At 46.5% G+C, this 23,096-nt stretch carries 18 protein-coding genes and 1 tRNA gene; 3 read left to right on the plus strand and 16 right to left on the minus strand.

What is annotated here, in order from left to right:
• Nucleotides 1-59: 59 nt before the first annotated feature.
• From WMO28_RS05200 to WMO28_RS05275, 16 genes are all read right to left on the minus strand, one after another.
• Nucleotides 60-1,643, minus strand: a complete 1,584-nt coding sequence (locus WMO28_RS05200) for an MFS transporter (protein WP_349056264.1) — start codon at nt 1,641-1,643, stop codon at nt 60-62.
• Nucleotides 1,644-1,656: 13 nt separating this feature from the next.
• Complete coding sequence (locus WMO28_RS05205) at nt 1,657-3,108, minus strand: family 43 glycosylhydrolase (protein WP_349056265.1); 1,452 nt, start codon at nt 3,106-3,108, stop codon at nt 1,657-1,659.
• A gap of 32 nt (nt 3,109-3,140) precedes the next feature.
• Nucleotides 3,141-3,560, minus strand: a complete 420-nt coding sequence (locus WMO28_RS05210) for a hypothetical protein (protein ID WP_178644239.1) — start codon at nt 3,558-3,560, stop codon at nt 3,141-3,143.
• Between the two features lie 12 nt (nt 3,561-3,572).
• Nucleotides 3,573-6,602 carry a glycoside hydrolase family 3 C-terminal domain-containing protein gene (locus tag WMO28_RS05215; protein ID WP_349056266.1) on the minus strand — a complete coding sequence of 1,010 codons (3,030 nt, stop codon included), beginning with the start codon at nt 6,600-6,602 and terminating at the stop codon, nt 3,573-3,575.
• A gap of 202 nt (nt 6,603-6,804) precedes the next feature.
• A complete protein-coding gene (locus tag WMO28_RS05220; protein ID WP_178644235.1) occupies nt 6,805-9,216 on the minus strand; it encodes a glycoside hydrolase family 2 TIM barrel-domain containing protein in 2,412 nt (803 codons plus the stop codon).
• Nucleotides 9,217-9,477: 261 nt separating this feature from the next.
• Nucleotides 9,478-10,812 carry an MATE family efflux transporter gene (locus WMO28_RS05225; protein WP_349056267.1) on the minus strand — a complete coding sequence of 445 codons (1,335 nt, stop codon included), beginning with the start codon at nt 10,810-10,812 and terminating at the stop codon, nt 9,478-9,480.
• A gap of 38 nt (nt 10,813-10,850) precedes the next feature.
• Nucleotides 10,851-11,588: a tRNA pseudouridine(38-40) synthase TruA gene (gene truA / locus WMO28_RS05230; RefSeq protein ID WP_349056268.1), complete on the minus strand. Its 738-nt coding sequence runs from the start codon at nt 11,586-11,588 to the stop codon at nt 10,851-10,853.
• Between the two features lie 15 nt (nt 11,589-11,603).
• Nucleotides 11,604-12,407, minus strand: a complete 804-nt coding sequence (locus WMO28_RS05235) for an energy-coupling factor transporter transmembrane protein EcfT (protein ID WP_178644228.1) — start codon at nt 12,405-12,407, stop codon at nt 11,604-11,606.
• The gene (locus tag WMO28_RS05240; protein ID WP_178644226.1) at nt 12,404-13,291 is read right to left on the minus strand and encodes an energy-coupling factor transporter ATPase; all 888 of its coding nucleotides are present in this window, start codon (nt 13,289-13,291) and stop codon (nt 12,404-12,406) included. Before WMO28_RS05240 ends, WMO28_RS05235 begins: the two co-directional genes overlap by 4 nt.
• A complete protein-coding gene (locus tag WMO28_RS05245; protein ID WP_349056269.1) occupies nt 13,276-14,127 on the minus strand; it encodes an energy-coupling factor transporter ATPase in 852 nt (283 codons plus the stop codon). Before WMO28_RS05245 ends, WMO28_RS05240 begins: the two co-directional genes overlap by 16 nt.
• Before the next feature lie 13 nt (nt 14,128-14,140).
• Nucleotides 14,141-14,752: a ribosome biogenesis GTP-binding protein YihA/YsxC gene (yihA, locus tag WMO28_RS05250; RefSeq protein ID WP_178644222.1), complete on the minus strand. Its 612-nt coding sequence runs from the start codon at nt 14,750-14,752 to the stop codon at nt 14,141-14,143.
• A 69-nt stretch (nt 14,753-14,821) separates the two neighbouring features.
• Nucleotides 14,822-17,134: an endopeptidase La gene (gene lon / locus WMO28_RS05255; protein ID WP_349056270.1), complete on the minus strand. Its 2,313-nt coding sequence runs from the start codon at nt 17,132-17,134 to the stop codon at nt 14,822-14,824.
• A gap of 17 nt (nt 17,135-17,151) precedes the next feature.
• Complete coding sequence (gene clpX / locus WMO28_RS05260; RefSeq protein WP_178644218.1) at nt 17,152-18,465, minus strand: ATP-dependent Clp protease ATP-binding subunit ClpX; 1,314 nt, start codon at nt 18,463-18,465, stop codon at nt 17,152-17,154.
• Nucleotides 18,466-18,576: 111 nt separating this feature from the next.
• The gene (gene clpP / locus WMO28_RS05265; RefSeq protein WP_173738312.1) at nt 18,577-19,158 is read right to left on the minus strand and encodes an ATP-dependent Clp endopeptidase proteolytic subunit ClpP; all 582 of its coding nucleotides are present in this window, start codon (nt 19,156-19,158) and stop codon (nt 18,577-18,579) included.
• A gap of 24 nt (nt 19,159-19,182) precedes the next feature.
• Nucleotides 19,183-20,469, minus strand: coding sequence for a trigger factor (tig, locus tag WMO28_RS05270; RefSeq protein ID WP_178644216.1), 1,287 nt, complete (start codon nt 20,467-20,469; stop codon nt 19,183-19,185).
• 226 nt (nt 20,470-20,695) lie between these two features.
• Complete coding sequence (locus tag WMO28_RS05275) at nt 20,696-21,262, minus strand: DJ-1 family glyoxalase III (RefSeq protein ID WP_349056288.1); 567 nt, start codon at nt 21,260-21,262, stop codon at nt 20,696-20,698.
• Nucleotides 21,263-21,442: 180 nt separating this feature from the next.
• Here WMO28_RS05275 and WMO28_RS05280 point away from each other — a divergent pair, with 180 nt between their 5' ends.
• The 3 genes from WMO28_RS05280 to proC all read left to right on the plus strand — a co-directional run bounded on the left by WMO28_RS05280 (nt 21,443) and on the right by proC (nt 22,948).
• A complete protein-coding gene (locus WMO28_RS05280) occupies nt 21,443-21,895 on the plus strand; it encodes a CYTH domain-containing protein (protein ID WP_349056271.1) in 453 nt (150 codons plus the stop codon).
• 112 nt (nt 21,896-22,007) lie between these two features.
• Nucleotides 22,008-22,078, plus strand: a tRNA-Gly gene (locus WMO28_RS05285).
• A 75-nt stretch (nt 22,079-22,153) separates the two neighbouring features.
• Nucleotides 22,154-22,948, plus strand: a complete 795-nt coding sequence (gene proC / locus WMO28_RS05290; RefSeq protein ID WP_119238697.1) for a pyrroline-5-carboxylate reductase — start codon at nt 22,154-22,156, stop codon at nt 22,946-22,948.
• Nucleotides 22,949-23,096 lie beyond the last annotated feature (148 nt).

Below are 23,096 nucleotides of genomic sequence, written 5' to 3' on the forward strand. Positions count from 1 at the left end.
AAACTACTTTTCACATGAGTTCAGTATACCAAGAAAGCCGCTTTGAAACAATACAAAAATCAGTCTTCCTCCCAGGTTCCACCGGCTGCGAGAACTGCTTTCTTCTGATTTTCCTTGATGATCTTATGATCCTCTTCAATGTGCTTCTCCACATCCAGTCTGCTCATCATAAATACGATGATGGCAAAGGAAATGACTTCCATTCCCAGGAATGCAAAAGCAAGCACATTTTCCACACCGCCCATCTGACGGTACACGATCTTTCCTGTGTAATCTGCCACATTGCTGATAATGGTAAGTGTGGACGGATCACAGGCAACACCTGTGTTGGTATATCCTGCAAAAGTAAGCAGGCCATTGATGATTCCTGTACAGATTCCGGTAAGTCCGACCATGATGGAACCATATACAGACATGGTAAATCCATCGCTTCGGAAACCGTTCTTCGCCTCCAGGTGATCCAGCACATCAGACAGAAGTGCCATGGTCACATACATAGCCGGAATACTGCCGATTCCTTTAAGGATCATTCCCACACACACCAGCACGAAGCTGTGCACATTGATAAAGCATACCAGACCGCCGATCACAGAAAAACATAAGCCTAAAACAACTGCACGTTTTTTTCCAAGCTTGTTGGCGATCGGCCATGCAACGAACATACCCACAGCTGTAGGAAGCCCACCGATCAGTCCCAGTGTTGACATCAGTGTTCCGGAGGTCTGCTCAGGATTGGCAGAATTGATCACGCTGTCAAACATCCATCTGGCATAAAAGCTCATGGAGCTGTTTTTTACCAGCTGTCCCAGCTGGAAAAGCAGAAAATAGAGAATGATGATCCACCAGTATTTGTTGCGGATACATCCCTGTACCTGTTTTTTCAGAGGAATTTTTTCTTCTTTTATATTAAGGTTGATGTTCTCCTCTGTGATACGCTCTCTTGTAAAATAATACTCAAGAAGAATACCAAAGAAACAGAACAGACACAGTACAATAGAAATGATTCTCCAGTGTGCATAGCTTGCCGTAACATCGATCTCACCGTTATCTGAAACAAAGAGATAGCTCTGAAGAAGGATCGGTACGATGATGCTGGCACCGATTCCCGCGGAAGCAACCATGGCTGCATTGGAAAATGTAGCCAGCATGCCTCGCTGTGAGGAATCTCTTGTAGACAATGCTACCATGGAACTGTGTGCTGTGTAAAAACACGGATACGCAAGAGCATAGTACAGGTTATAGGACACTGCGATCCAGATCATCTGCACTGCATCACTTTTTCCGGTCGGGGTCATAAACAGAAGGAGCACTGCAACTACCACCATCGGCGCGGACAAAAGCATGTACGGTCTTGCTTTTCCCTGTGAAGTTCTTGTGTTATCGATCCATCTTCCAATGAGAAGATTTCCAAGTACTACAAAGATCACAGATACCACCGGCAGCATAGTTGCAAACACACCGAACTTCGTCCATCCCAGAACATCCACATAGTAACGGTTCAGATATGCACCGAAAATGGAGTTTGCAAGCATGGCGCAGAAAGGTGCCAGAAAATATCCGATGATCATCTCAAGGATCTTCACATTCTCTGATTTTATTTTTGTGCGGAAAATCGGGTTTTCCACAATTTTTGTGATTTTCACAGATGCTTTCCTCCTACTTCAGATCAAATGAGTGGAAATCAAAGGAGCCTTTTCCCTCATAAGAGAAAAACAGAGCTTCTTTTTTTTCAAGGCCTGTTATCTTCGCTGAAAAAGCCTTCCGCGCTCTGGATGCCTTTACAGGAATCTCAGCTACCGGTTTTCCGTTTTCTGCAGTTCTTACGTAAACAGTTCCGGAAGCATTTCCGCAGATATTGATGCAGATCTCCTTTGTCTCTGACAGATCAAAATATTTATATCCTGCCACAGCTCCATCACACATATGTGCCACATACTGATCCTCACCGGATTCCCTGTCTCCCCCCTTCTGGGTAAGATACGGATGTCCTGCCTTCGGATGCTTCAGCATGCTTAAGAAACGGGTTCCTTTCTTTCCATATACATTGCAGGCAATGTAGGAAGGATAATGTCCAGTCCCATTTAACGGACTGTTATTCAGTCCACAGGATGTCATCTCTGCCTGGAGGAATTTTCCGTTCTCAAAACGGATTTCTTCAGCGCATGCCTGTCTGGAGGACTGCTTGCGGTTGCTGTGTCTGTGATAGAAAATATAGTATTTTCCGTTGATCTCAATAAGGCTTCCATGGGTATTTCCCGTGGAATTCTTTGCATATTTTACATCATCCACACCTGGAAGTCCGATATCTCCGTTGCTGACCAGGATGCCGCCATATTCAAATCCGCCTGTGGGGTGATCGCTGGTGGCGTAGCACAGCTCATGGCTGTTTAAGGAACTGTAAATAAAATAATAGGTTCCGTTGAATTTACGCATGGAGCTTGCCTCCAGGAATGCATGACCTTCATAAGCCGTTCCCTTAGACTCTTTTTCTCCTGCAACACCGATGTAGCCGGGGCCTTTTTTTACAGTAAGCATATCGGAAGGATCCAGCTCAAAGCACATCGGACCGTGCTCTGTAGGCTTGGAGCCGTCCAGAAGGATCGGGTTTCCCTGCAGTGCAAAACCGGTGTAAAGATAAAGCTTTCCGTCATCATCCATAAAAATAGCCGGATCAAACTGGAAAGGCTCTCCTTTTTTTCCGATCGGGGTGTTATCCTCATAATGAACATATCCGTAGAATTCATACTTACCTGCCGGTTTATCGCAGACAGCTACGGATATCATCTTGGTACCACCCATGAAATAATAAAGATAAAAACGACCATCAGGCCCCTGCACCATATCCGGTGCAGCGAGGCCATTGGTCAGTCGGATCCGCGGTGCCGCAGGATCCTGCTCTCTCTTATAGATACATCCTTCGTATCTCCAGTTGCCCAAGTCGTCTACCGGTGCTGACCAGCAGACGTAGTCACCAAGGCAGAAGTTCAGTCCGTTAAACAGGTCATGGGAACCGTAAATATAAACTCTTCCATCTACGACATGCGGTTCCGCATCCGGTACGTATTCGTAGCTTGGCAGATACGGGTTGAATGCCTGTTTTGTCTTCATTTAAATTCCTCCATTTAAACTCTTTTGTTTCTTTATGCTTCGATCTTTCTTCTGTTGAGGAAGCCGGAGATGATGGCGATCACAAGTGCCAGTACGTAAGCTACCACAGCTACCTCAAAAGTAACAGTCAGTTTTGCAAGTCCGACGCTGACGCTCTGGATATAAGATGCTGCGCTTTTTGCAAAAATGGCAGTTGCAACAGCTTCCAGAATGGAATACACGATTGTCATGTTATCCCACATCGGGCGATATCCCTTTGCCAGTGTCAGGATCATCTCCATAAGACCTGCTACGATGGCGATCACTGTAAATACAACGATTACAGCTTCCAGATTATTTTTTTCCAGTCCATACATGATATATACGATCAGCGCAACCACAAGGGCGATCACAGAAATTCCTGAGACATAGATGCCGGCTGCTGCTTTTCCGAAAAATTCCTTGATATTCATCAGCTCTTCCTCCTACTGTTCTTTCTTGATCTTACGCGCCTTGCGGATGTAAAGTACCAGACACAGAAGTGTCAGTGCACCGAAGAGTACATCCACACCGATAAGACCTTTCTGCCATACAGTGAGTACATAATCAACGCTTGTGCTGTCTGTTACACCATTCATAAGGTTGCTGTTTACATACGCATATAATGTGTAGTGCAGAGATTCCTTGATACGTTTCTGGAGTGCCAGATCGTTCTGTACTGTTTTTGCATTCAGATCACTGTAGGAATCCAGGCTTGTGTTAAGGAGAAGGTCTGTTCCTGCAAGAAGTCCCTCGTCCCATCTCTGATAATCCTCAGAGGAAAGCATATCTGTGTTTTCCCAGCCTTTGAAGCCCCACTCATTTCTTACGACCTCTGTGCTTAAGCCTTCGCTCATTCCGACCCATGTACAGCCGATACGGTTGTAGGCATTCATAAGACCTTTCGCCTGACCTTTTACAAAGCTGATCTGGAATCCACGGAGCTCGTTTTCACGAAGTGCCTGCTCATTTCCGAATGTAGCAAGGCCGCTTCTGTTTACTTCCTGGTTGTTAAATGCAAAGTGTTTTGGAGCGAGGATACAGCCTTTGTCCTGTGCTTTGAGGATCTCTGCCGCTCCCAGCTCTCCGGTAAGAACACTGTCCTCAGAGAAGTATTCCTGATTTCTTCCGCAGTATGGTGTGCGGTGAAGGTTCAGGCCCGGTGCATACATGGTTGTAATGTTGGTCCACAGAGAATCCTCTGCAAAAATATCGCCCTGATCTGCTGCAAGCTCTTTGTTGAAGGTAGCTGCAAGTGTCGGCTCTGTCGGGAATGTTCCGCATTCATAGGAAGCATTCTCATCTTTGGAAGAAACATAAGCAGGATCCTCAGACTCACTTGCCTTCCAGTATGTAGAAAGTACTTTTCCACCAAAAGCATCAATGATTCCGTTCGGTCCGTCTGCGTCCAGTCCGCCAACCAGGTCAATGGAAGCGATCGGCTCGATACCGGAACCGCCAAGCTGGATAAAGTTGGTAGCCTCATCCAGTGTGATCTGGCTCAGAAGCTGATCCCATTTCTCATCGTCGTAGTCAATCCCTTTCAGATCAATGATGTGAAGATCTCCGGCCTGTCCCCATTTCACCTCAGAGGTATCATCATCCTTGGAAACTGTATAAGAATCTCCTTTGATCAGATCCTGCATTTCTTCGGTCGCTTCAATACTGTCGTAAGTTTTCGGCCAGGTTCCCTCCCAGTCATTTCTGGAAAGATAGGTAACTGTGCCATCCTGGTAGGTATTGAGATTTGCATCATCAAACTGGTTGGAGATCTCATTTCCTGTTACAGAAGACATTGCATAAGTTGTGGTATCCAGACTGTCCTCTTTATAGGACACTGCCAGATCTTTATTTCCATCAACATCCATGCCGTCTGCTGTTGTGTAACCTTTTGCTGCAAGGATGTTGTTCAGTGCCTCATGTGCGCCGTTTCCTACTGCAAAATAGTAATCACCCGCGTCCATGATATAGGTCTTTGCTGTTGTGTAATCATAAGCAGCGAAGTATTCCTTCGGAGCGCTGACTTCCACTGTTTCAGACTCGCCCGGTTTCAGCTCTTTTGTCTTCTCAAAACCAATCAGCTGGACAGAAGCTTTTTCTACATTGTTTTCTTTATCATAATCTGTATACGGAGTCTGTGCATAAAGCTGTACTACGTCTTTTCCTGCCACATCTCCTGTGTTTGTGACCTCAACAGAAAGTGTTACGGTATCTCCGGAATAATCAAAGTTTTTGATATTCTGCTCAAAGCTTGTGTAGGAAAGACCATAACCAAATCCGTAGGAAACCTCCTGGTCATAATTCCAGGAACCGTTGTCGCCGGAAGCTCCTGCCTCAGAGTCTGCATTGCCCTGTTTCAGTACGGTATCCTCATATCTTGTCTCATAATATTTATAGCCTGTGTAGATACCCTCGCTCTCTACCACGTAATTAGAACCACTGTAGTTAGAAGCTCCGAAGTTTTTCTCTGTTGCATTTGTAAATGTATAACTTCCGAAGTTTGCCATAGCCGGGGAAGATACAGAGCTTACCGCGTAAGTATCCGGCAGATGTCCGGAAGGGCTTACCTCACCGGTAAGAACAGAAGCAACACCTTTCAGTCCTACAGTTCCCGGCTCGCCGATCCAGAGAATGCTGTCGATATCTTTATCTTCTTTCAGCTCCTCGATCTCCATCGGGTTATCGGAGTTGATCAGAACAATGACCTTATCGAAATTCTTCTTCGCTTCGTTGATCATGTCACGTTCTACGTCCTGAAGTCCAAGTGCAAGATGTGTTCCGTCACCGTCTTTTACATTGTCTGTACTGGTTCCGAAATCATCTGCCTCACTGCCCTGACGTCCGATCACAACGATCGCTGCATCGTTATAATCACTGTAGCTTGCGCGCTCAGTATCTGTGTACTTGTCAACCGGAACCTCACCGGTACGAATGGTCTGCGGCTCCATCTCTGCGCCTGTAAAGCCAAACCAGGTCGGTGCCAGTGCCATACGTTTGTAATCCTTGCTCATGCTCTCATAGAAGCTCCACATAGTAGGATTGACTTCAATTCCTGCATCCTCAAAACATTCCTTGAAGCTTAAGTCCTGTTTTGCAGGAGAGCTGCTTCCTACGGTTCCGCCATATACCGGAGCGTAGCTTGTCATTCCGAAAAGAGTGACCTTTGGAGATTTCTTAAGAGGAAGTGCCTGATCTTCGTTTTTCAGAAGTACAGTTCCCTCTTCCTGAATCTTTGTCATGACCTCATTTCTGGCATTGATCAGATCTGTGGTATTGTCATAATCTGATTTGTAGTAATAAGCATCATCGCTGTCGCTGGTCTCACCGGTAACGGAAATGTTGGTCGTTCCCAGATATTCGTTGATCTTGGATGCCCACGCATTGGCAATGGTCGTTGTTCCAAGTGCCACCACCAGAAGCGAGGATGTGAGACCTGTAAGGCCTCGAAGAGCTCTTGTGGATCGTTTGTTCTTCATCTTCTCTATTCCTCCCGAAGTTCTGTTTATCAGTTGTCCCGAGTATAGCATTGATTTTTGATTCTTTTACATTCTGACCGCCAACGGTAATTTTTTTAACGTAATCGGAACGTGTTTTTTGTATAGATTTAACATACTTTATTTATGTTGCACAGTTTTTTTGTGCTATTTTTATGCACTTTTCACAATTTCTGACCATTTTCTACTGTCTGACAGGAATTTCACATTTATAAGTTTCTTTTTCATCGGAAACGGTCAGCATTACGCTTCCGTTCTTTCCTGCACGGACCACAGCCATTGCTTCTCCGTAGTATGTTTTTGTTGTATCCTGTGCGTAATTTCCTTCCACATAAGCGCAGGCACTTCCCAGTCCTTCCAGCGTTCCGTTCTCCACCGAAACCTTCAGCTCATGCTTTTCCATTGGCTTCCAGCTGCCCTTGCTGTCTGTGTACTGCAGGGGGATAAAAAGAAGCTCTTCCGGTTCTGCGAGCGTTTTTTCCGGGCAAATGGAAAGGATCGTATCTGCCCCTGCTGTCTGTAATGTCTGACGTCCCAGTTCACGGCCATCCGAATCATAGGAAATGGCTGTGATCTCACCGTCATGATAAGTCACCTGGAATTTTGTCCGGCATTTCTTTACTTTTTTTCTGCCCACAGTCTCGCCGTTGATCAAAAGCTCCACCTCTGCTGCCCTGGCAAAAACCTCCACCTCGGTACTCTCGCCGTCACATCCCCGCCATGACCAGCTCTCCAGTGCCTTGGTGAGTGCCCAGCCTGTGAGCTGCAATTTTTCTTTCTGATATACTGGCTTCACTGCAATAAACGGTCCTTTTTCCTGTTCGAAAGCAACTCTTGCGTAAGCCGCCTCTGCTCTTGGTTTACCCAGAAGGTCAATACGGCCGTTGTTTCCGGTCATTCTGGTATGTGGTGCCTCGTTTTTATAATCACTGTACTCCGCAGCGCCGTCTCCTGTCTCACCGATATAATCCCAGCCTGCCCAGACAAAATCCCCGATGATCCGGTTGTTCTTTTTTGCGATCTCCCAGAAATCATAGGCATCCTTGCAGAAAGTCTCACTTCCAAGAATGAGGCGCTTCGGATATTTCTTAAGATCATGCTTATAGCGGAAAAGTCCATAGTTATAACCTGCGATATCCATTGCTGCATAGGCGTCACGGGTCTTCCAGTCGCATGGCGGAAGGGTCGCACCCATTTTCATAAAATAATCTCCGGCAAGGCATGCCAGGGTATTATAGAATTCACTGCCTACCGGCTTTTTCTTTTTGGAGGCATCTTTTGCAGCCTTTTCTGCTGTTTTTTCTGCCTTGTCATCGCTGTATACACCAAGACCGATGGAGCTTAAAAAATTAAAGAAAATGTTGATTCCACAGGTGACTGGTCTTGTACCGTCCAGGCTGTGCAGATATTCTGTCATACATTTCGTAAACGCGATTCCTTTTTTCTGGGCAGTTTCTGCCACCTCATTTCCTGTGGAATACATGATCACAGAAGGATGGTTGAAATCCTTTTCTACCATATCCCGAAGATCTTCTTTCCACCAGTCTTTCAGCTCGGTGGCATAGTCATACTTTGTTTTGTGGATATACCATACATCCACATACTCATCCATCACCAGCATTCCCTGGCGATCACAGGCATCAAGAAGTGCCTTTGAGCATGGATAGTGAGAAGAACGGATGGCATTGTAGCCGTTTTCCTTAAGAATACGCACCTTTCGCTCTTCTGCCTCCGGGAATGTACAGGCTCCCAGAAGACCGTTGTCATGATGGACACAGGCACCACGGAGGATCACTCTTTTTCCATTTATGGTCATACCATCGCACTCATTCCAGTGAAGTGTGCGGACGCCAAAGCTCTCATATACCTGATCATTTCCAAAGGTGGCCTTCAAGGTATAAAGGTAAGGCGAATCCGGGTTCCAAAGCTTTGCGTCCGGGATTTCCAGAAGAAATACCGCTTCTGGAGCTGCTGTTTCTTTTTTGGAAAGAGCCCGTTTTTCGGATATTTTTTTTCCAGAAGCAACTATTCTTTCTCCGTCCAGAACCTGGATCTCCGCGTTTCCCGGAACGGAAGTCTTCACTTCCACCTCAATCTGCACAGGCTCCAGGCTGATGGTGCGGATGCGGATGCCATTGACCGGAATGTGCTCTTTTCCCCCAAGATACAGATTCACAGGACGGTAGATTCCCGTTCCTGAATACCAGCGGCTGTTTGGCTGATCTGCATTTCTGGCGATCACGCGGATCGTATTTTCCTCTCCGTAACGCAGAAATTCATTCAGCTCCACATAAAAATTCGTGTATCCATAAGGGCGAAAAGCTGCTTTTTTTTCGTTAATATAAATTTCCGCGTTATGATATACACCTTCGAATTCCAGAACTGCCTTCTTATCCACATCCTCAGCAGGTACAAAAAAGCTCTTTGTGTATTCATAATCTCCGCCAATATACCATCCGATATTGCCCTCTCCCTGGCTTTCCTCCGTACGCGCCTCACTTCTCATGGCATCGTGTGGAAGTGTTACTTTTATCTCCGGCTCCTTCCTTGTGATACATCTGCATGTCCAGTTTTTATTGAACTCTCTTTTTTCCATCTTTTTCGTTTCTTCCTTTTCTTCCAGATACTAAAGCGAACATGTACATCCGCATTCCTGTTTTTTCGAACAAGCCATATAAAAAAGCCGGGCACCACATGTTTCAGTGTTGTCCGGCTGTGTTCCTGTTCATCCCGTACCCAGGAACCCGGCTGCTTTTCTCTGCTTTCCACTATACCTGCTGCACCTCAAAAATGCAAACACAGTTGGCGGTCAAAACATGACCGTTTACGAAAAGCCGCCTCTGCTCTATTTTATTTTTCAGATAAATCCTTTTTTCCGCACATTCCGGTAAACCACGATCTGGTAGAGCACAACGCTGATCCAGCCGATTCCGGTAGCAAATGCAACTGCCTCCAGTCCCATTTTTCCAATCAGAAGATAGGAAAGGATCACACGGATAGAAATGTGAAGTGTACTTCCGATCACCGGGACGGAGATCTTTCCGATTCCACGGAAGAATCCCACACCTGCATTTCCGATAAAATTCAGAATGTAAAAAACAGAAATCACATTCATATAGAGCACTGCGTTCTTCATTGCCACCTCAGAAGGATTTCCCATGAGAAGCAGCACCGCACCTCTGGTCAGAGCCGCCTGCAGTACAGAGAGAATGATCACGAATACGATCATCAGTCCAAGTCCCTGGTGAAAGCCCTTCAGTGCTCTTTTTTTGTCGCCTGCACCACGGTTCTGAGCCACAAATACAGAAATAGCCGTGGAACCGCTGTCTCCGAAGGAATTGGAAAAGCCCTCGATTCTGGTCGTTACTGTGTAAGCGGAAATGATATCCGTTCCGCCGGAATTTACCGCTCCCTGCACCAGCATCTTGCCTATATAAATGCTGGACTGATGCAGGGCGGAGACTGCACCGAAATTGGCAGTCCGCTTCAGAAGCGGCAGATCCATCACCATTTCCTTTCGCCCGAAGAAAAAGATCGGATGCTTTTTCTTCATGATCCATAAGCACACGATGGCAGAAAACAGCTGGGCAATAACTGTGGCAAGTGCTGTGCCGGAAGTTCCCATATGTAATCCTAATACAAACACAATATCCAGCCCCAGATTCATGACCATTGCAATAAACAGCGTCCACAACGGCGTTTCCGTATCCCCTGCTGCCCGCAGAACGGCTGAGCACCAGTTATAGAGAAATGTTGCCGGAAGCCCGATAAAAATGATCCGGAGATACGCCACAGCATAAGGCTCCACCTCTGCTGGTGTCTGGATCAGCGCCAGTACCGGATACAGCACCAGAAGGCTTATGACACTTAGAACAATGGTAAAGCCTCCTCCCGCGCTCAGCGAAAGGAAGCTTTCTTTTCGAAGCTTTTCATAATTTTTCTGCCCGTAAAGCTCTGCAAAAATAATGGACATTCCATTGCAGCCACCATTCAGAATAAAGATAAACAGGTTCATAATGCTTCCTGCAACGCCAATGCCCGCGAAAGCCTCTGTTCCTACGTATCGTCCCACAATAAAAGAATCTATGGTGTTATAAAACTGCTGCAGGATATTTCCCAGCACCAGGGGAATGGTCAGAGCGATCAGTTCTCTCCTGATATTTCCATGCAGCAGATCCTGCGTATTTTTCATCTTGTACCTCTAATGTATCTTTTGAAAAATCTGAATGATCAGAAAAACTCGATTCCCATAAGTGTCAGTCCCTGAGCCGGAGCTGTAGGACCCGCTGCCCCACGGTTGCAGGCCTTCAGTATCTTATCCATACGTTCCGGCGGATACTGTCCGTTTCCGATTTCGATCAGTGTTCCGGAAATGATGCGTACCATATTATAAAGAAAACCTGTTCCGGATATACGGATCGTTACCATGTCACCATCTCTCCATACATCCATGGAAGTAACAGTCCGGATGGTCGTTTTTACCTGGGCTCCGGAGCCGCAGAAGCTGGCAAAATCGTGACGTCCGATCAGATAGGAAGTGGCCTCCTTCATCTTGTCCACATCCAGCTTGTAATGATAAAAATAAGAATACAGCCGCTCTGTAGGGACCGGAAATTTCCGGTTCAGGATACGGTATTCGTATGTTTTTTCGCTGTCGCAGTAGCGGGGATGAAAGTCCGGTTCCACCTCCTCAGAGAGCTGAATACGGATATCCTCCGGAAGTCTCTGATTCAGTGCATAGGAGAATTTTTCCCCGGGGATCCTTGATTCTGTATCAAAAACTGCCACGTTTCCAAGAGCGTGAACACCGGCATCTGTACGGCTGGCACCGATGGTCTCGATCTTTTCTCCAAGAAGCTCACTTAAGGTATCATTTAAAACACCCTGAATGGTGGTTCCGTTGGGCTGTGTCTGCCAGCCGGAATAATTGGTTCCATCATAAGCTACTACAAGTCCTACTCGTTTCATAAAACAATCTCCCTTTTACAGTCCCACTACGCGGAATACAACACCTACAGCAAGGTAAGCCACCAGGATTCCGTATGCTGCGTAATCCCGTTTTTCATAATGCAGTGGCTTCATCTGGGTTCTGTGATCTCCTCCATGGTAGCATCTGGCTTCCATAGCCATGGCCAGGTCATTTGCACGGCGGAACGCGGAAATGAACAGCGGCACAAGAAGCGGTACCATGTTTTTTGCCTTCTGGATCAGGTTTCCGTTCTCGAAATCTGCACCTCTGGCGATCTGTGCCTTCATGATCTTGTCTGTCTCCTCAAGAAGGATCGGGATAAAACGAAGGGCAATGGACATCATCATGGCGATCTCATGAACCGGCACACGAATTTTATTTAACGGGCGGAGCAGTCTCTCCAGTCCGTCTGTCAGCTGGTTCGGTGTGGTGGTCAGCGTCATGATCGAGGATCCGATCACAAGATATACAAGACGGATAGCCATTCTTCCTGCCAGAACAAGACCTTCTTTTGTAATTTTTATAATTCCGAATTTCCACAGTACTTCACCCGGTGTCAGGATGATATTGAACACAACCGTGATCAGAAGGATCATAACGATTGCCTTCAGACCCTTGAACATGAATTTCACAGGTACCTTCGAAATCGCGATCATGGCTACAAGAAATACCGTAGCTACTGCATATCCCAGAAATGTATGGAACAGAAATACTGAAATAATGAATCCCATCGTTCCCAGAAATTTCGTCCGGGGATCCAGTCTGTGAAGAACGGATTTGGCCGGATAGTACTGACCGATAGTGATATCTCTGATCATTTTTCCGCCCCTCCTTTTTTGAGAAGTGGAGAATCCGCCTCTTTCAGTGCAGCAAGAATGCTGTCCCTGGCTTCCTCCACAGTTGTAGCATCTGCATCCACAGCAAGTCCGTGCTCCTTCAGTGCATGCATGATGTAAGTGATCTGCGGTGCTGCAAGTCCCATGGCTTCCAGCTCTTTATAATGGGTAAAAACAGCCTTAGGCGTATCATCAAATACTGCTTCTCCATGGTTCATAACAATGAGACGTTCTACATATTTTGCAATATCTTCCATGCTGTGTGACACCAGAACAATGGTAATTCCTCTCATTTTGTGAAGCTCTGCGATCTGATCAAGGATATCATCACGACCTTTCGGATCCAGTCCTGCGGTAGGCTCATCCAGAATCAGGATCTTCGGGTTCATGGCAAGAACTCCTGCGATCGCTACTCGTTTTTTCTGGCCTCCGGAAAGCTCAAATGGGGATTTCTTAAAATTGGATTCTTTTACTCCAACCTGTGTCAGTGCCTGTCTGGCCTCTTTCTCTGCTTCCTCTCTGGAAAGTCCCTGATTCATGGGACCAAAGCATACATCGGAGATCACATCATTCTCAAAAAGCTGATGCTCCGGATACTGGAATACCAGTCCTACTTCGCTTCGAAGCTGTTTCCGGTCGTATTTCTCCGCCCACACATCCTCTCCGTTGTAGAGAACCTGTCCGGATGTCGGCTGCACCAGCGCATTCAGATGCTGGATCAGTGTGGATTTTCCGCTTCCTGTGTGTCCGATGATTCCGATAAACTGGCCGTCCGGGATCACAAGGCTGACATCTTTCAGTGCATGGCTCTCATAGGCTGTCCCGGGGCTGTAGGTATAAGTTACATTTTTTAATTCGATTGACATAATGCGCTCACCAGCTCCTCTGTAGTCAGTATTCCATCCGGAACATCCACACCGGATTTTTTCAGTTCATATGCAAGCAGTGTTACCTGCGGTACATCCAGGCCATAGGCCTTCAGGGTATCCACCTGGGAAAAGATTTCCTTCGGATTTCCCTGCATCACAACGTTTCCGCTGTCCATCACATAGACACGGTCTGCATGGATCACTTCCTCCATGTAATGTGTGATCAGGATAACGGTCACTTTTTCCTTGCGGTTCAGCTCCCGCACTGCCTCCAGAACTTCTTTTCTGCCGTTAGGATCCAGCATAGCTGTAGGCTCATCCAGAATGATACATCTTGGCCGCATGGCCATAACTCCTGCAATGGCTACCCTCTGCTTCTGTCCGCCGGACAGCTTGTTCGGTGACTGATAGCGGTAGGCTGTCATGCCCACTTTTTCCAGACTGTCATTGACCCGTTTCCAGATATCATCTGTGGGGATTCCCATGTTTTCCGGACCAAAACCTACGTCCTCTTCCACTACGGTTCCTATGATCTGGTTATCCGGGTTCTGAAATACCATACCTGCTTTCTGGCGTACCTTCCAGAGCTTGGATTCTCTGGCTGTGTCGATCCCGTCCACCAGCATGGTTCCCTCTGTAGGGATCAGAAGCGCATTCATATGCTTTGCCAGTGTGGATTTTCCGGAACCGTTATGGCCCAGAACTGCCACAAATTCCCCCGCTTCAATGTCCAGGTTCACATCATTGACTGCACGCTGTGTATCTACAACATTGCCGTCATCGTCATATCTCTGATAGTCAAATCCCAGCTTGAGCGCCTTGATAATTCCCATTTTTCTGTTCTCCTTAATCCTCTGTAGCTGCCGGCTCCAAAAGCCCGGTCAACTCATCGATCAGTGCCCATATCTCATCTCTTCCCTGCTTCGTCTCCGCGGAAAACGGAAGGATCTTTCCGTCTTTCGGAAGTCCCAGTCCTGTGCGGATCTCCTTCAGGCTTTTTGCTACCTGGCTTCGTTTCAGCTTATCCAGCTTGGTCGCAATGATCACCGGCTCATATCCGTTATGGCAGATCCAGTCATACATCTGCTTGTCATTTGCAGATGGCTTGTGACGGATATCCACCAGAAGAAATACAGCCCTGAGCTCTTTAGACTTGTGAAGATAGCCCTCGATCATCTTGCCCCATTTTTCTTTTTCCGCTGCGGAAACCTTGGCGTAGCCGTAGCCCGGCAGGTCTACAAGATACATTGCTTCGTTGATATTATAAAAATTGATGGTCTGTGTTTTTCCCGGCTGTGCACTGGTACGCGCCAGAGCCTTGCGGTTCATCAGACCATTGATCAGGGAGGATTTCCCTACATTTGATTTTCCCGCAAAAGCCACCTCCGGTCTTCCTGTGTCCGGGATCTTGCTTGTGATTCCGCATACAATGTCCAGCGATACGTTTTTGATTACCATTCGTTATTCCTCCCTTTTCTCTCAAAAGCCCTGTCCTGATTCCCAGGGCAGGGGCTTTTTATGTTTGATTTATGCAAGAGCTTCACTGAGAACTTCCTTCATGTTTTCAACAAACTGAATGTTCAGTCCCTGAATGATCTCTTTATCCATCTCCTCGATATCCGGACGGTTCTTCGCCGGAACAAGGACTTCTTTTATTCTTGCATATTTGGCTGCAAGAAGCTTCTCTTTCAGTCCGCCGATTGGAAGCACACGGCCTCTTAAGGTGATCTCACCGGTCATGGCAAGATCCGCACGTACCGGTTTCTCAATGATCGCGGAAAGCATGGCTGTTGCCATGGTGATACCCGCAGACGGGCCATCCTTCGGAACAGCCCCCTCCGGAATATGTACGTGGATATCATTTTTCTGAAAAAATTCCGGCTTGATATCATACTGATCTGCAACAGAACGGATATAGCTGATACCTGCCTGTGCGGATTCTTTCATCACATCTCCCAGCTGTCCGGTGAGAAGCAGCTCGCCTTTTCCCGGCATGATATTGACCTCGATCTGAAGAGTGTCTCCACCCACCTGGGTCCAGGCAAGGCCACGGGCGATTCCGATTTCATCCTTCTCATTGGCCATGAGATAATCATATCTCTCCTTGCCGAGGAATTTTGAGATATTTCTGGATGTGACTACGACTTTATCCTTGCCGTCCTCCATGATCGCACGTGCTGTCTTGCGGCAAATGCGGCCGATATTTCTCTCAAGGGAACGGACACCTGCTTCTTTGGTGTAGCTGTTGATCAGCTTGCCAAGTGCTGCCGGCTGGATCACCAGTTTTCCTTCCGGAATTCCGTTGATCTCCATCTGTTTCGGAATCAGATGCTCTCTTGCAATATGCTCTTTCTCATTCTCGGTATATCCCGGAATCTCCATCAGCTCCATACGGTCCAGAAGTGGTCTCGGAATTCCCTGCACATCATTGGCTGTTGCAATAAACAGCACCTCGGAGAGATCCTGTGGAATCTCTACATAATGATCATTGAACTTACTGTTCTGCTCCGGATCCAGCACCTCAAGAAGAGCTGCGGAGGTATCTCCCTTATAGTCACTGCTTGTCTTGTCGATCTCATCAAGAAGCATCAGCGGATTGCTGACACCGGCTTCCTTCAGAGCTACGGTGATCCTTCCCGGCATGGCGCCGACGTAAGTCTTTCTATGGCCGCGGATCTCCGCCTCATCGCGGACACCGCCAAGGCAAATCCGAACGTATTTCTTATTCATAGCCTCTGCCACAGAACGGGCAATGGAAGTCTTTCCTGTTCCCGGAGGGCCTACCAGACAGAGAATCGGGCTCTTGCCCTTGTGGGTAAGCTTACGTACAGCAAGGAACTCCATGATACGCTCTTTTACGTCTTTCAGTCCGTAATGACCTTCCTCGAGAACCTTCCATGCATTCTCAAGATCCTCGGAATCCTCGGATTTCTTATTCCACGGAAGTGAAAGAACCGTCTCCAGATAGCCTCTCTGAACGGTTGCTTCCGCCGCACTGGCTGCCATTCCTTTAAAACGGCTGATCTCCTTGGAAATCTTTTCTTTCACATCATCAGAAGCGTCCAGTTTTTTCAGTTGTTTTTTGAATTCCTCAATATCATCTGCTGTGTTATCCTCACCCAGTTCCTCTCGGATCGTCTTCAGCTGTTCACGGAGAATATATTCTTTCTGGTTTCTATCAATATGAGATTTCACCTTTCTCTGAAGATCTTTCGTGATATGGATCACTTCGATTTCACTGCCGAGAAGCGCGCCCAGAATCTCATAACGGTCATTCAAAGAAACTGCTTCCAGAAGCTTCTGCTTATTCTGGTAGGACATCGGAAGATTTACGGCAATCTGGTCGATCGTCTCACGGACATCCTCAATCATCAGGATCTGATTAACCAGATCTTTACTAATCTTGCCGCTTTCTCTGCAATATCTCTGAAAAAGTTCCCGGATACTTCGAAGCATGGCATCTTTCACAGGCTCCGGATAATTTTCTTCCTCAGCTGTAACGCTCTCACACTCTGCCCTCAGATAAGGTTCCTCCTGCTCCAGGCTTAAGATCTCTGCACGATCCAGTCCTTCTACCAGAACCCGGTAAAGATCCTGTGGAAGTTTCACGACCTGCTTGATATAGGCAATGGTTCCTACCTGATACAGATCTTCAAGCTCCGGATTCTCAACCTCCGGATCCTTCTGCGTCAGCAGAAAAATTTTCTGGTCATGGAGCATGGCTGCCTCCACGGCCCGGATCGATTTCTCTCTGCTTACATCAAAGTGTACGATCATCTCCGGAAGGACGGTTGTCCCACGGAGAGCGATCATTGGCAATATATTGACCTGATTTGTCATTTATGTCATTCCCTTCATCAAGCTGTTTCCGGCTTGCCTTTCTTTCTTGAACGGGATGTTCTGTGCCCTGCCTTCTTCGCAGGAGCCGGGGCCTCCCCGTGGATGATCTCCGGTTCGCCGGTTCCCTCCACTGCCTCTTTTGTGATAATACACTTACGGATCGTATCATCAGACGGTGTCTTGTACATCAGATCCATCAGCGTATGCTCCATGATGGAACGAAGTCCTCTGGCGCCGGTCTTTCTCTCAAGCGATTTCCGTGCAACGGTTTCAAGTGCCTCATCCTTAAACTCAAGCTCTACGCCATCCAGCTCAAAAAGCTTATCGTACTGCTTGGTAAGGGAGTTTTTAGGCTCCTTTAAGATACGGATCAGTGCATTCTCATCCAGTGAATCCAGTGTTACAACAACCGGAACTCGTCCGATAAACTCCGGAATCAGACCAAACTTGATAAAGTCTTCCGGCATTACTTCCTTGAGAACTTCACCTACGTTGCGCTCTTCCTTCTCGGAAACTTCTGCGCCAAAGCCAATAGACTTGGTATCCTGTCTGGACTCGATAATCTTCTCAAGTCCGTCAAAAGCTCCACCACAGATGAACAGAATGTTGGTGGTATCGATCTGGATAAATTCCTGATGCGGATGCTTTCTGCCTCCCTGCGGAGGCACACTTGCAACGGTTCCCTCAAGAATCTTAAGAAGTGCCTGCTGTACGCCTTCGCCGGACACATCTCTTGTAATAGAAGTGTTTTCTGATTTTCTTGTGATCTTGTCGATCTCATCGATATAGATGATTCCGTACTGTGCACGTTCAATATCATAATCTGCTGCCTGGATGATCTTCAGAAGAATATTTTCAACATCCTCGCCTACATAGCCTGCCTCTGTGAGAGTTGTGGCATCTGCGATGGCAAAAGGAACATTCAGAAGTCTTGCCAGGGTCTGTGCAAGAAGTGTTTTACCGGAACCGGTCGGGCCAAGCATCAGAATATTACTCTTCTGCAGCTCAACATCCAGATTTCTGGAAGCAAGAATTCTCTTGTAATGATTGTAAACAGCTACGGAAAGAGCCTTCTTGGCATCGTCCTGTCCAATAACATATTCGTCCAGAATGCTGTGGATCTCTTCCGGTTTCAGAAGATTGATTCCTGTTCCGTAATCATCTTCGCGGTCATACATGCTGAACTCTTCTTCCATGATCTCGGAACAGATACCGATACATTCATCACAAATATATGCTCCATCCGGACCTGCGATCAGCTTACGTACCTGATCTTCGGTCTTATGGCAAAAGGAGCATCTTACCTTTCCTTCTCTTACTTTATCTGCCATATGATTTTGTTTCCTTTCTAAGCGTAAATGTCCGCCTCCCGCAGACATTTAAAATTTCTTTTTAAAGCAAGATAAGACTCCTGTGTTTTTACAGGAGTCTTTTCTTACGCATTATTTGTGGATCACAACACCATCGATAAGCCCATATGCCTTAGCTTCTTCAGCTGTCATATAGTTGTCACGGTCAGTATCCCGCTCCACAATCTCAAGAGGCTGTCCGGTATTCATGGAAAGAATCTCGTTCAGCTTCTTTTTAGTTTTTGCGATCTGGTCAGCTACAATCTGGATCTCAGTAGCCTGCCCCTGTGCACCGCCTGACGGCTGGTGAATCATGATCGTTGAATTCGGAAGTGCGTATCTTTTGCCTTTGGCACCGGAGGACAGGAGGAAAGCTCCCATGCTGGCTGCCATTCCAAGGCAGATAGTAGATACATCACACTTGATATACTGCATTGTATCATAGATTGCCATTCCGGCAGTTACAGAACCGCCCGGGCTGTTGATATAAAGCTGGATATCCTTGGACGGATCTTCAGCTTCCAGGAAGAGAAGCTGCGCAACGATCAGATTAGCACTGACATCGTTTACCTCTTCTCCAAGGAAAATGATTCGGTCCTTAAGAAGTCTTGAATAGATATCGTAACTTCTTTCTCCTCTGCTGGTCTGCTCAATGACGTAAGGTACTAAACTCATTTTGCCCTCCATTTCCGAGGTTTATTATGCCTCTACAGCTGCATCGGCAACTAATGTAACAGCTTTCTGAACAGCCATATCTTTCTTCATCTGCTCCATCTCGTTCTCACCGATGAGATCTTTTAATTTGTCTGCTTCCATCTTGTACATCTCTGCCATCTTGGAGATCTCTTCGTTAACCTCTTCCTCTGTTGGCTGGATGTTCTCTACCTCAGCGATCTTCTCAAGAACCAGTCTTGTCTGGATTCTCTTAAGAGCCTGTGGCTTCATGTCTTCCATCATCTTCTCAACGCTCTGGCCTGTGAACTGGAAGTACTGCTCCATGGAAAGACCCTGGGACTGCATTCTTCTTGCAAAGTCATCAAGCATCTGGCGTGTCTGTGTCTCGATCATTGCTTCCGGAATATCCATCTGGGCATTCTCGATCACTTTATCTACTGCTGCGTCTTCTTTAGCACGACGAGCCTCTTCTGCTTTTCTCTCTACGAGGTTCTTCTTAACATCCTCTTTGTACTCAGCAAGTGTATCAAACTCAGATACATCTTTAGCGAAATCGTCGTCAAGCTCCGGAAGCTCTTTTGCTTCGATCTTCTTAACGTCGCACTGGAATACTGCTTCTTTACCAGCGAGCTCTTTTGCCTGGTACTCTTCCGGGAATGTAACCTTAACCTCTACGTGGTCACCTGTCTTAGCACCCACAAGCTGCTCCTCGAATCCCGGGATGAATGTGTTGGAACCAAGTGTCAGCGGATAATCTGTTCCTTTACCGCCCTCGAATGCCTCTCCGTCTACGAAGCCCTCGAAGTCGATTGTTGCTGTATCGCCGTTCTCAGCTGCGCGATCCTCAACTGTGATAGTTCTGGAGTTCTTCTCCTGCTCTTTCTTAAGCTCTGCCTCAACTTCCTCGTCTGTTACCTCTGTCTCAGACTTCGGAACCTCAAGTCCTTTATAGTCGCCAAGAGTTACCTCTGGTTTGGTAGCTACTTCTGCTGTAAAGATAAATGGTTTGCCAGGCTCAACCTGTGTTACATCGATCTTAGGCTGGGAAACGATCTCAAGGTCACATTCAGCAAGTGCTTTGCTGTAATGCTCAGGGATCAGAGCGTTAGCTGCATCTTCAAGGAATACTCCCTTACCGTACATCTGCTCGATCATCTTTCTAGGAGCTTTTCCTTTACGGAATCCCGGAATGGAAATTCTGCCTTTTGCTTTCTGATATGCGTTCTGCATTGCCTTGTCAAGATCCTCGGCGGAAACCTCGATTGTAAGTTTCGCCATGTTTTTCTCCATTTTCTCCACCTGTAAACTCATGTTTCTTGTTCCTCCTTAATTATATCGAGTTAAATACCTTATATAATAGTTAATACTCGCATTTTATATATTTACAGTCATTTCTGTAGTATAGCATAACCACTGTAAAAACGCCAGTATTTTTTTCGGGTTATGTAGCCGGAAAGCCTTTCTTTTTCGTAAAACTCTCCAATCTCCGTCCTGTATCTTCCATCTTATCCTTAAAAGGTTACGCTTAAGCTTCTTTTTAATAAAAAATCTCTGTGGAATATACGATCTCTTCCGCGATTTTCTCTGCCTTCGCTCTTCCTTCCAGCTGACGGATCAGGGAAAGACTGAAATCAATAGCTGTTCCGAGTCCTCTGCTTGTAGTCACATTTCCATCCACGACTACCGGCTCCAGAGAGGTTTTTGCGCTGGTAAGCTGTTCCATTACAGACGGATAGGAAGTGGCATTTCTGCCCTTTAAAAAGCCCAGTCTCTCAAAAACACCCGGTGCCGCACAGATTGCAGCCACCTTGCCGCCCTTCCTGTAAAAATCGCCGAGAAGGTCTGTAAGCGGCTTATATTCCTCCAGATATCTGGTTCCTGGCATTCCTCCCGGAATCACCAGCATATCCGCATCAGAAAAATCACACTCGCCAAAAACAGCGTCTGTAAGAAGATTGATTCCATGAGAAGTCCGAATCTCTTTTGTCTCTTTTATAGATACAGTCTGAATATCAATACCGGCTCTACGCATCAGATCTACCACCGTCAGACCTTCAATATCTTCAAAACCATCTGCGAAAAAAATATATACTTTGCTCATAATATTTCCCGTCCTTTCATTACGTGTATCTCCGGTTCATGCCGGCATCTTTTTTCCTTTTCATAATGCTTTTTTCTGCCCGAAATGTCAAGGAAAATGCGGTAAAAAAGCTCCGGCGTTGCAAATCTGTTCTTTTTCGTGTAAACTGGACTCAGCAAATTTCAGACAGGAGGTATCTTTTTCATGGAAATCGAACGAAAATTTCTGATCCCGAAAGAAAATCTTCCGGATGATCTGGCTCCCTATCCCTGTCACAGAATCGAACAGGGATACTTATGCACCTCGCCGGTCGTCCGCATCCGCAGACAGGACGATGATTATTTTCTCACTTATAAATCCAAAGGGCTGATGGCCCGTGAAGAATACAATCTTCCTCTCACCTCCGAGGCATATGAACATCTGAAACCTAAGGCCGATGGGATTCTTATTACAAAAGACCGCTACGTGATTCCGGAAAAAGACGGACTTTTCATTGAGCTGGATGTTTTTCATGGCAAATACGAGGGGGTTCTTCTTGCAGAGGTAGAATTTCCTACAGAGGAAGCTGCCAATGCCTACACGGCTCCGGAATGGTTCGGAGAAGATGTAACTTATTCTACAAAATATCATAACAGCACTATGAGCCAGGGATGGTAATAAATCTCAAAAAGTCATATAAGCCAACATTTCGCAATAAAACTAGGGAATTTCCCTGACGGAAAATCAGCTCTTGTATTTCTTATTTCCAGTGCTATAATTGGGATTGCAGGCAGATATAGTTCATCGGTAGAACATCAGCTTCCCAAGCTGAGGAGGCGGGTTCGACTCCCGTTATCTGCTTTCATTGCCAAGGGAGGCACGCTTTTGGGAGCGTGTCTTTTTTTATAAAACATAATTTCAAGGAGGATTTTTATTATGAAGATCGGTTTTATCGGATGTGGAAATATGGGCTCTGCAATGATCGGCGGTATTCTCCGACAGGGGATTTTTTCAAAAGATGAGATCATTGTTTCCAACCTTACAGAAGAAGGCAGAGAACGCAGCAAAAAAAATCTCGGTGTTGTCACCACTCCGGATAACAACGAGGTGGTCAGATCTGCAAAAACTATTGTACTTGCAGTAAAACCCCAGTTCTACGAGGAAGTCTTAGATGAAGTCCACAACAGCCTCACAGCAGATCACACTATCATTGGAATTGCCCCGGGCAAGACCCTTGCATGGCTGGAAGAAAAAGCCGGCCTTCCTCTGAAAGTTGTCCGTTTCATGCCAAATACTCCCGCACAGGTTGGTGAAGGCATGACTGCTGTATGCGCCAACGAGCGCGTTTCCAAAGAAGGACTCGATGAAATTCTTAAAATCACAGACAGCTTCGGATGCACAGAAGTGATACCCGAACGTCTTATGGATGCTGCAGGTGCTGTAGGCGGCTGTGCACCGGCTTATGTATTTATGTTCATCGAAGCTATGGCAGATGCCGCCGTAAGTCAGGGAATGCCCCGTAAACAGGCTTACAAATTCGCTTCCCAGACAGTACTTGGCAGTGCAAAGATGGTTCTTGAAACAGGCAGACATCCCGGCGATCTGAAAGACATGGTCTGCTCCCCTGCCGGAACTACCATCGAAGGTGTACGCACACTGGAGAAAAACGGTTTCCGCAGTGCTGTATTTGAAGCTCTGACTGCTGCCGCTGAGAAGGGCAAAAAATTATAATTCCTCACAGACCAAAAAATAAAAACCCCGCAGGAATTTACAAAACAGATGATATAAATATATCTCTTCATCGGGCATACTGCCAAGGATATTATATCTGTACCTGATTTTGCAGATCCTGCAGGGAATTATTTTATACCAAATTTCC

The organism is Blautia aquisgranensis, assembly GCF_040096615.1.
Classification (GTDB): Bacteria; Bacillota; Clostridia; order Lachnospirales; family Lachnospiraceae; genus Blautia_A; species Blautia_A aquisgranensis.

Excerpts from the sequence above, each read along its gene's own strand:
- WMO28_RS05205 (WP_349056265.1), bottom strand. The coding sequence starts at position 3,108 with ATGAAGACAAAACAGGCATTCAACCCGTATCTGCCAAGCTACGAATAC.
- WMO28_RS05210 (WP_178644239.1), bottom strand. The coding sequence starts at position 3,560 with ATGAATATCAAGGAATTTTTCGGAAAAGCAGCAGCCGGCATCTATGTC.
- WMO28_RS05215 (WP_349056266.1), bottom strand. The coding sequence starts at position 6,602 with ATGAAGAACAAACGATCCACAAGAGCTCTTCGAGGCCTTACAGGTCTC.
- WMO28_RS05220 (WP_178644235.1), bottom strand. The coding sequence starts at position 9,216 with ATGGAAAAAAGAGAGTTCAATAAAAACTGGACATGCAGATGTATCACA.
- WMO28_RS05225 (WP_349056267.1), bottom strand. The coding sequence starts at position 10,812 with ATGAAAAATACGCAGGATCTGCTGCATGGAAATATCAGGAGAGAACTG.
- truA (WP_349056268.1), bottom strand. The coding sequence starts at position 11,588 with ATGAAACGAGTAGGACTTGTAGTAGCTTATGATGGAACCAATTATTCC.
- WMO28_RS05235 (WP_178644228.1), bottom strand. The coding sequence starts at position 12,407 with ATGATCAGAGATATCACTATCGGTCAGTACTATCCGGCCAAATCCGTT.
- WMO28_RS05240 (WP_178644226.1), bottom strand. The coding sequence starts at position 13,291 with ATGTCAATCGAATTAAAAAATGTAACTTATACCTACAGCCCCGGGACA.
- WMO28_RS05245 (WP_349056269.1), bottom strand. The coding sequence starts at position 14,127 with ATGGGAATTATCAAGGCGCTCAAGCTGGGATTTGACTATCAGAGATAT.
- yihA (WP_178644222.1), bottom strand. The coding sequence starts at position 14,752 with ATGGTAATCAAAAACGTATCGCTGGACATTGTATGCGGAATCACAAGC.
- lon (WP_349056270.1), bottom strand. The coding sequence starts at position 17,134 with ATGACAAATCAGGTCAATATATTGCCAATGATCGCTCTCCGTGGGACA.
- clpX (WP_178644218.1), bottom strand. The coding sequence starts at position 18,465 with ATGGCAGATAAAGTAAGAGAAGGAAAGGTAAGATGCTCCTTTTGCCAT.
- clpP (WP_173738312.1), bottom strand. The coding sequence starts at position 19,158 with ATGAGTTTAGTACCTTACGTCATTGAGCAGACCAGCAGAGGAGAAAGA.
- tig (WP_178644216.1), bottom strand. The coding sequence starts at position 20,469 with ATGAGTTTACAGGTGGAGAAAATGGAGAAAAACATGGCGAAACTTACA.
- WMO28_RS05280 (WP_349056271.1), top strand. The coding sequence starts at position 21,443 with ATGGAAATCGAACGAAAATTTCTGATCCCGAAAGAAAATCTTCCGGAT.
- proC (WP_119238697.1), top strand. The coding sequence starts at position 22,154 with ATGAAGATCGGTTTTATCGGATGTGGAAATATGGGCTCTGCAATGATC.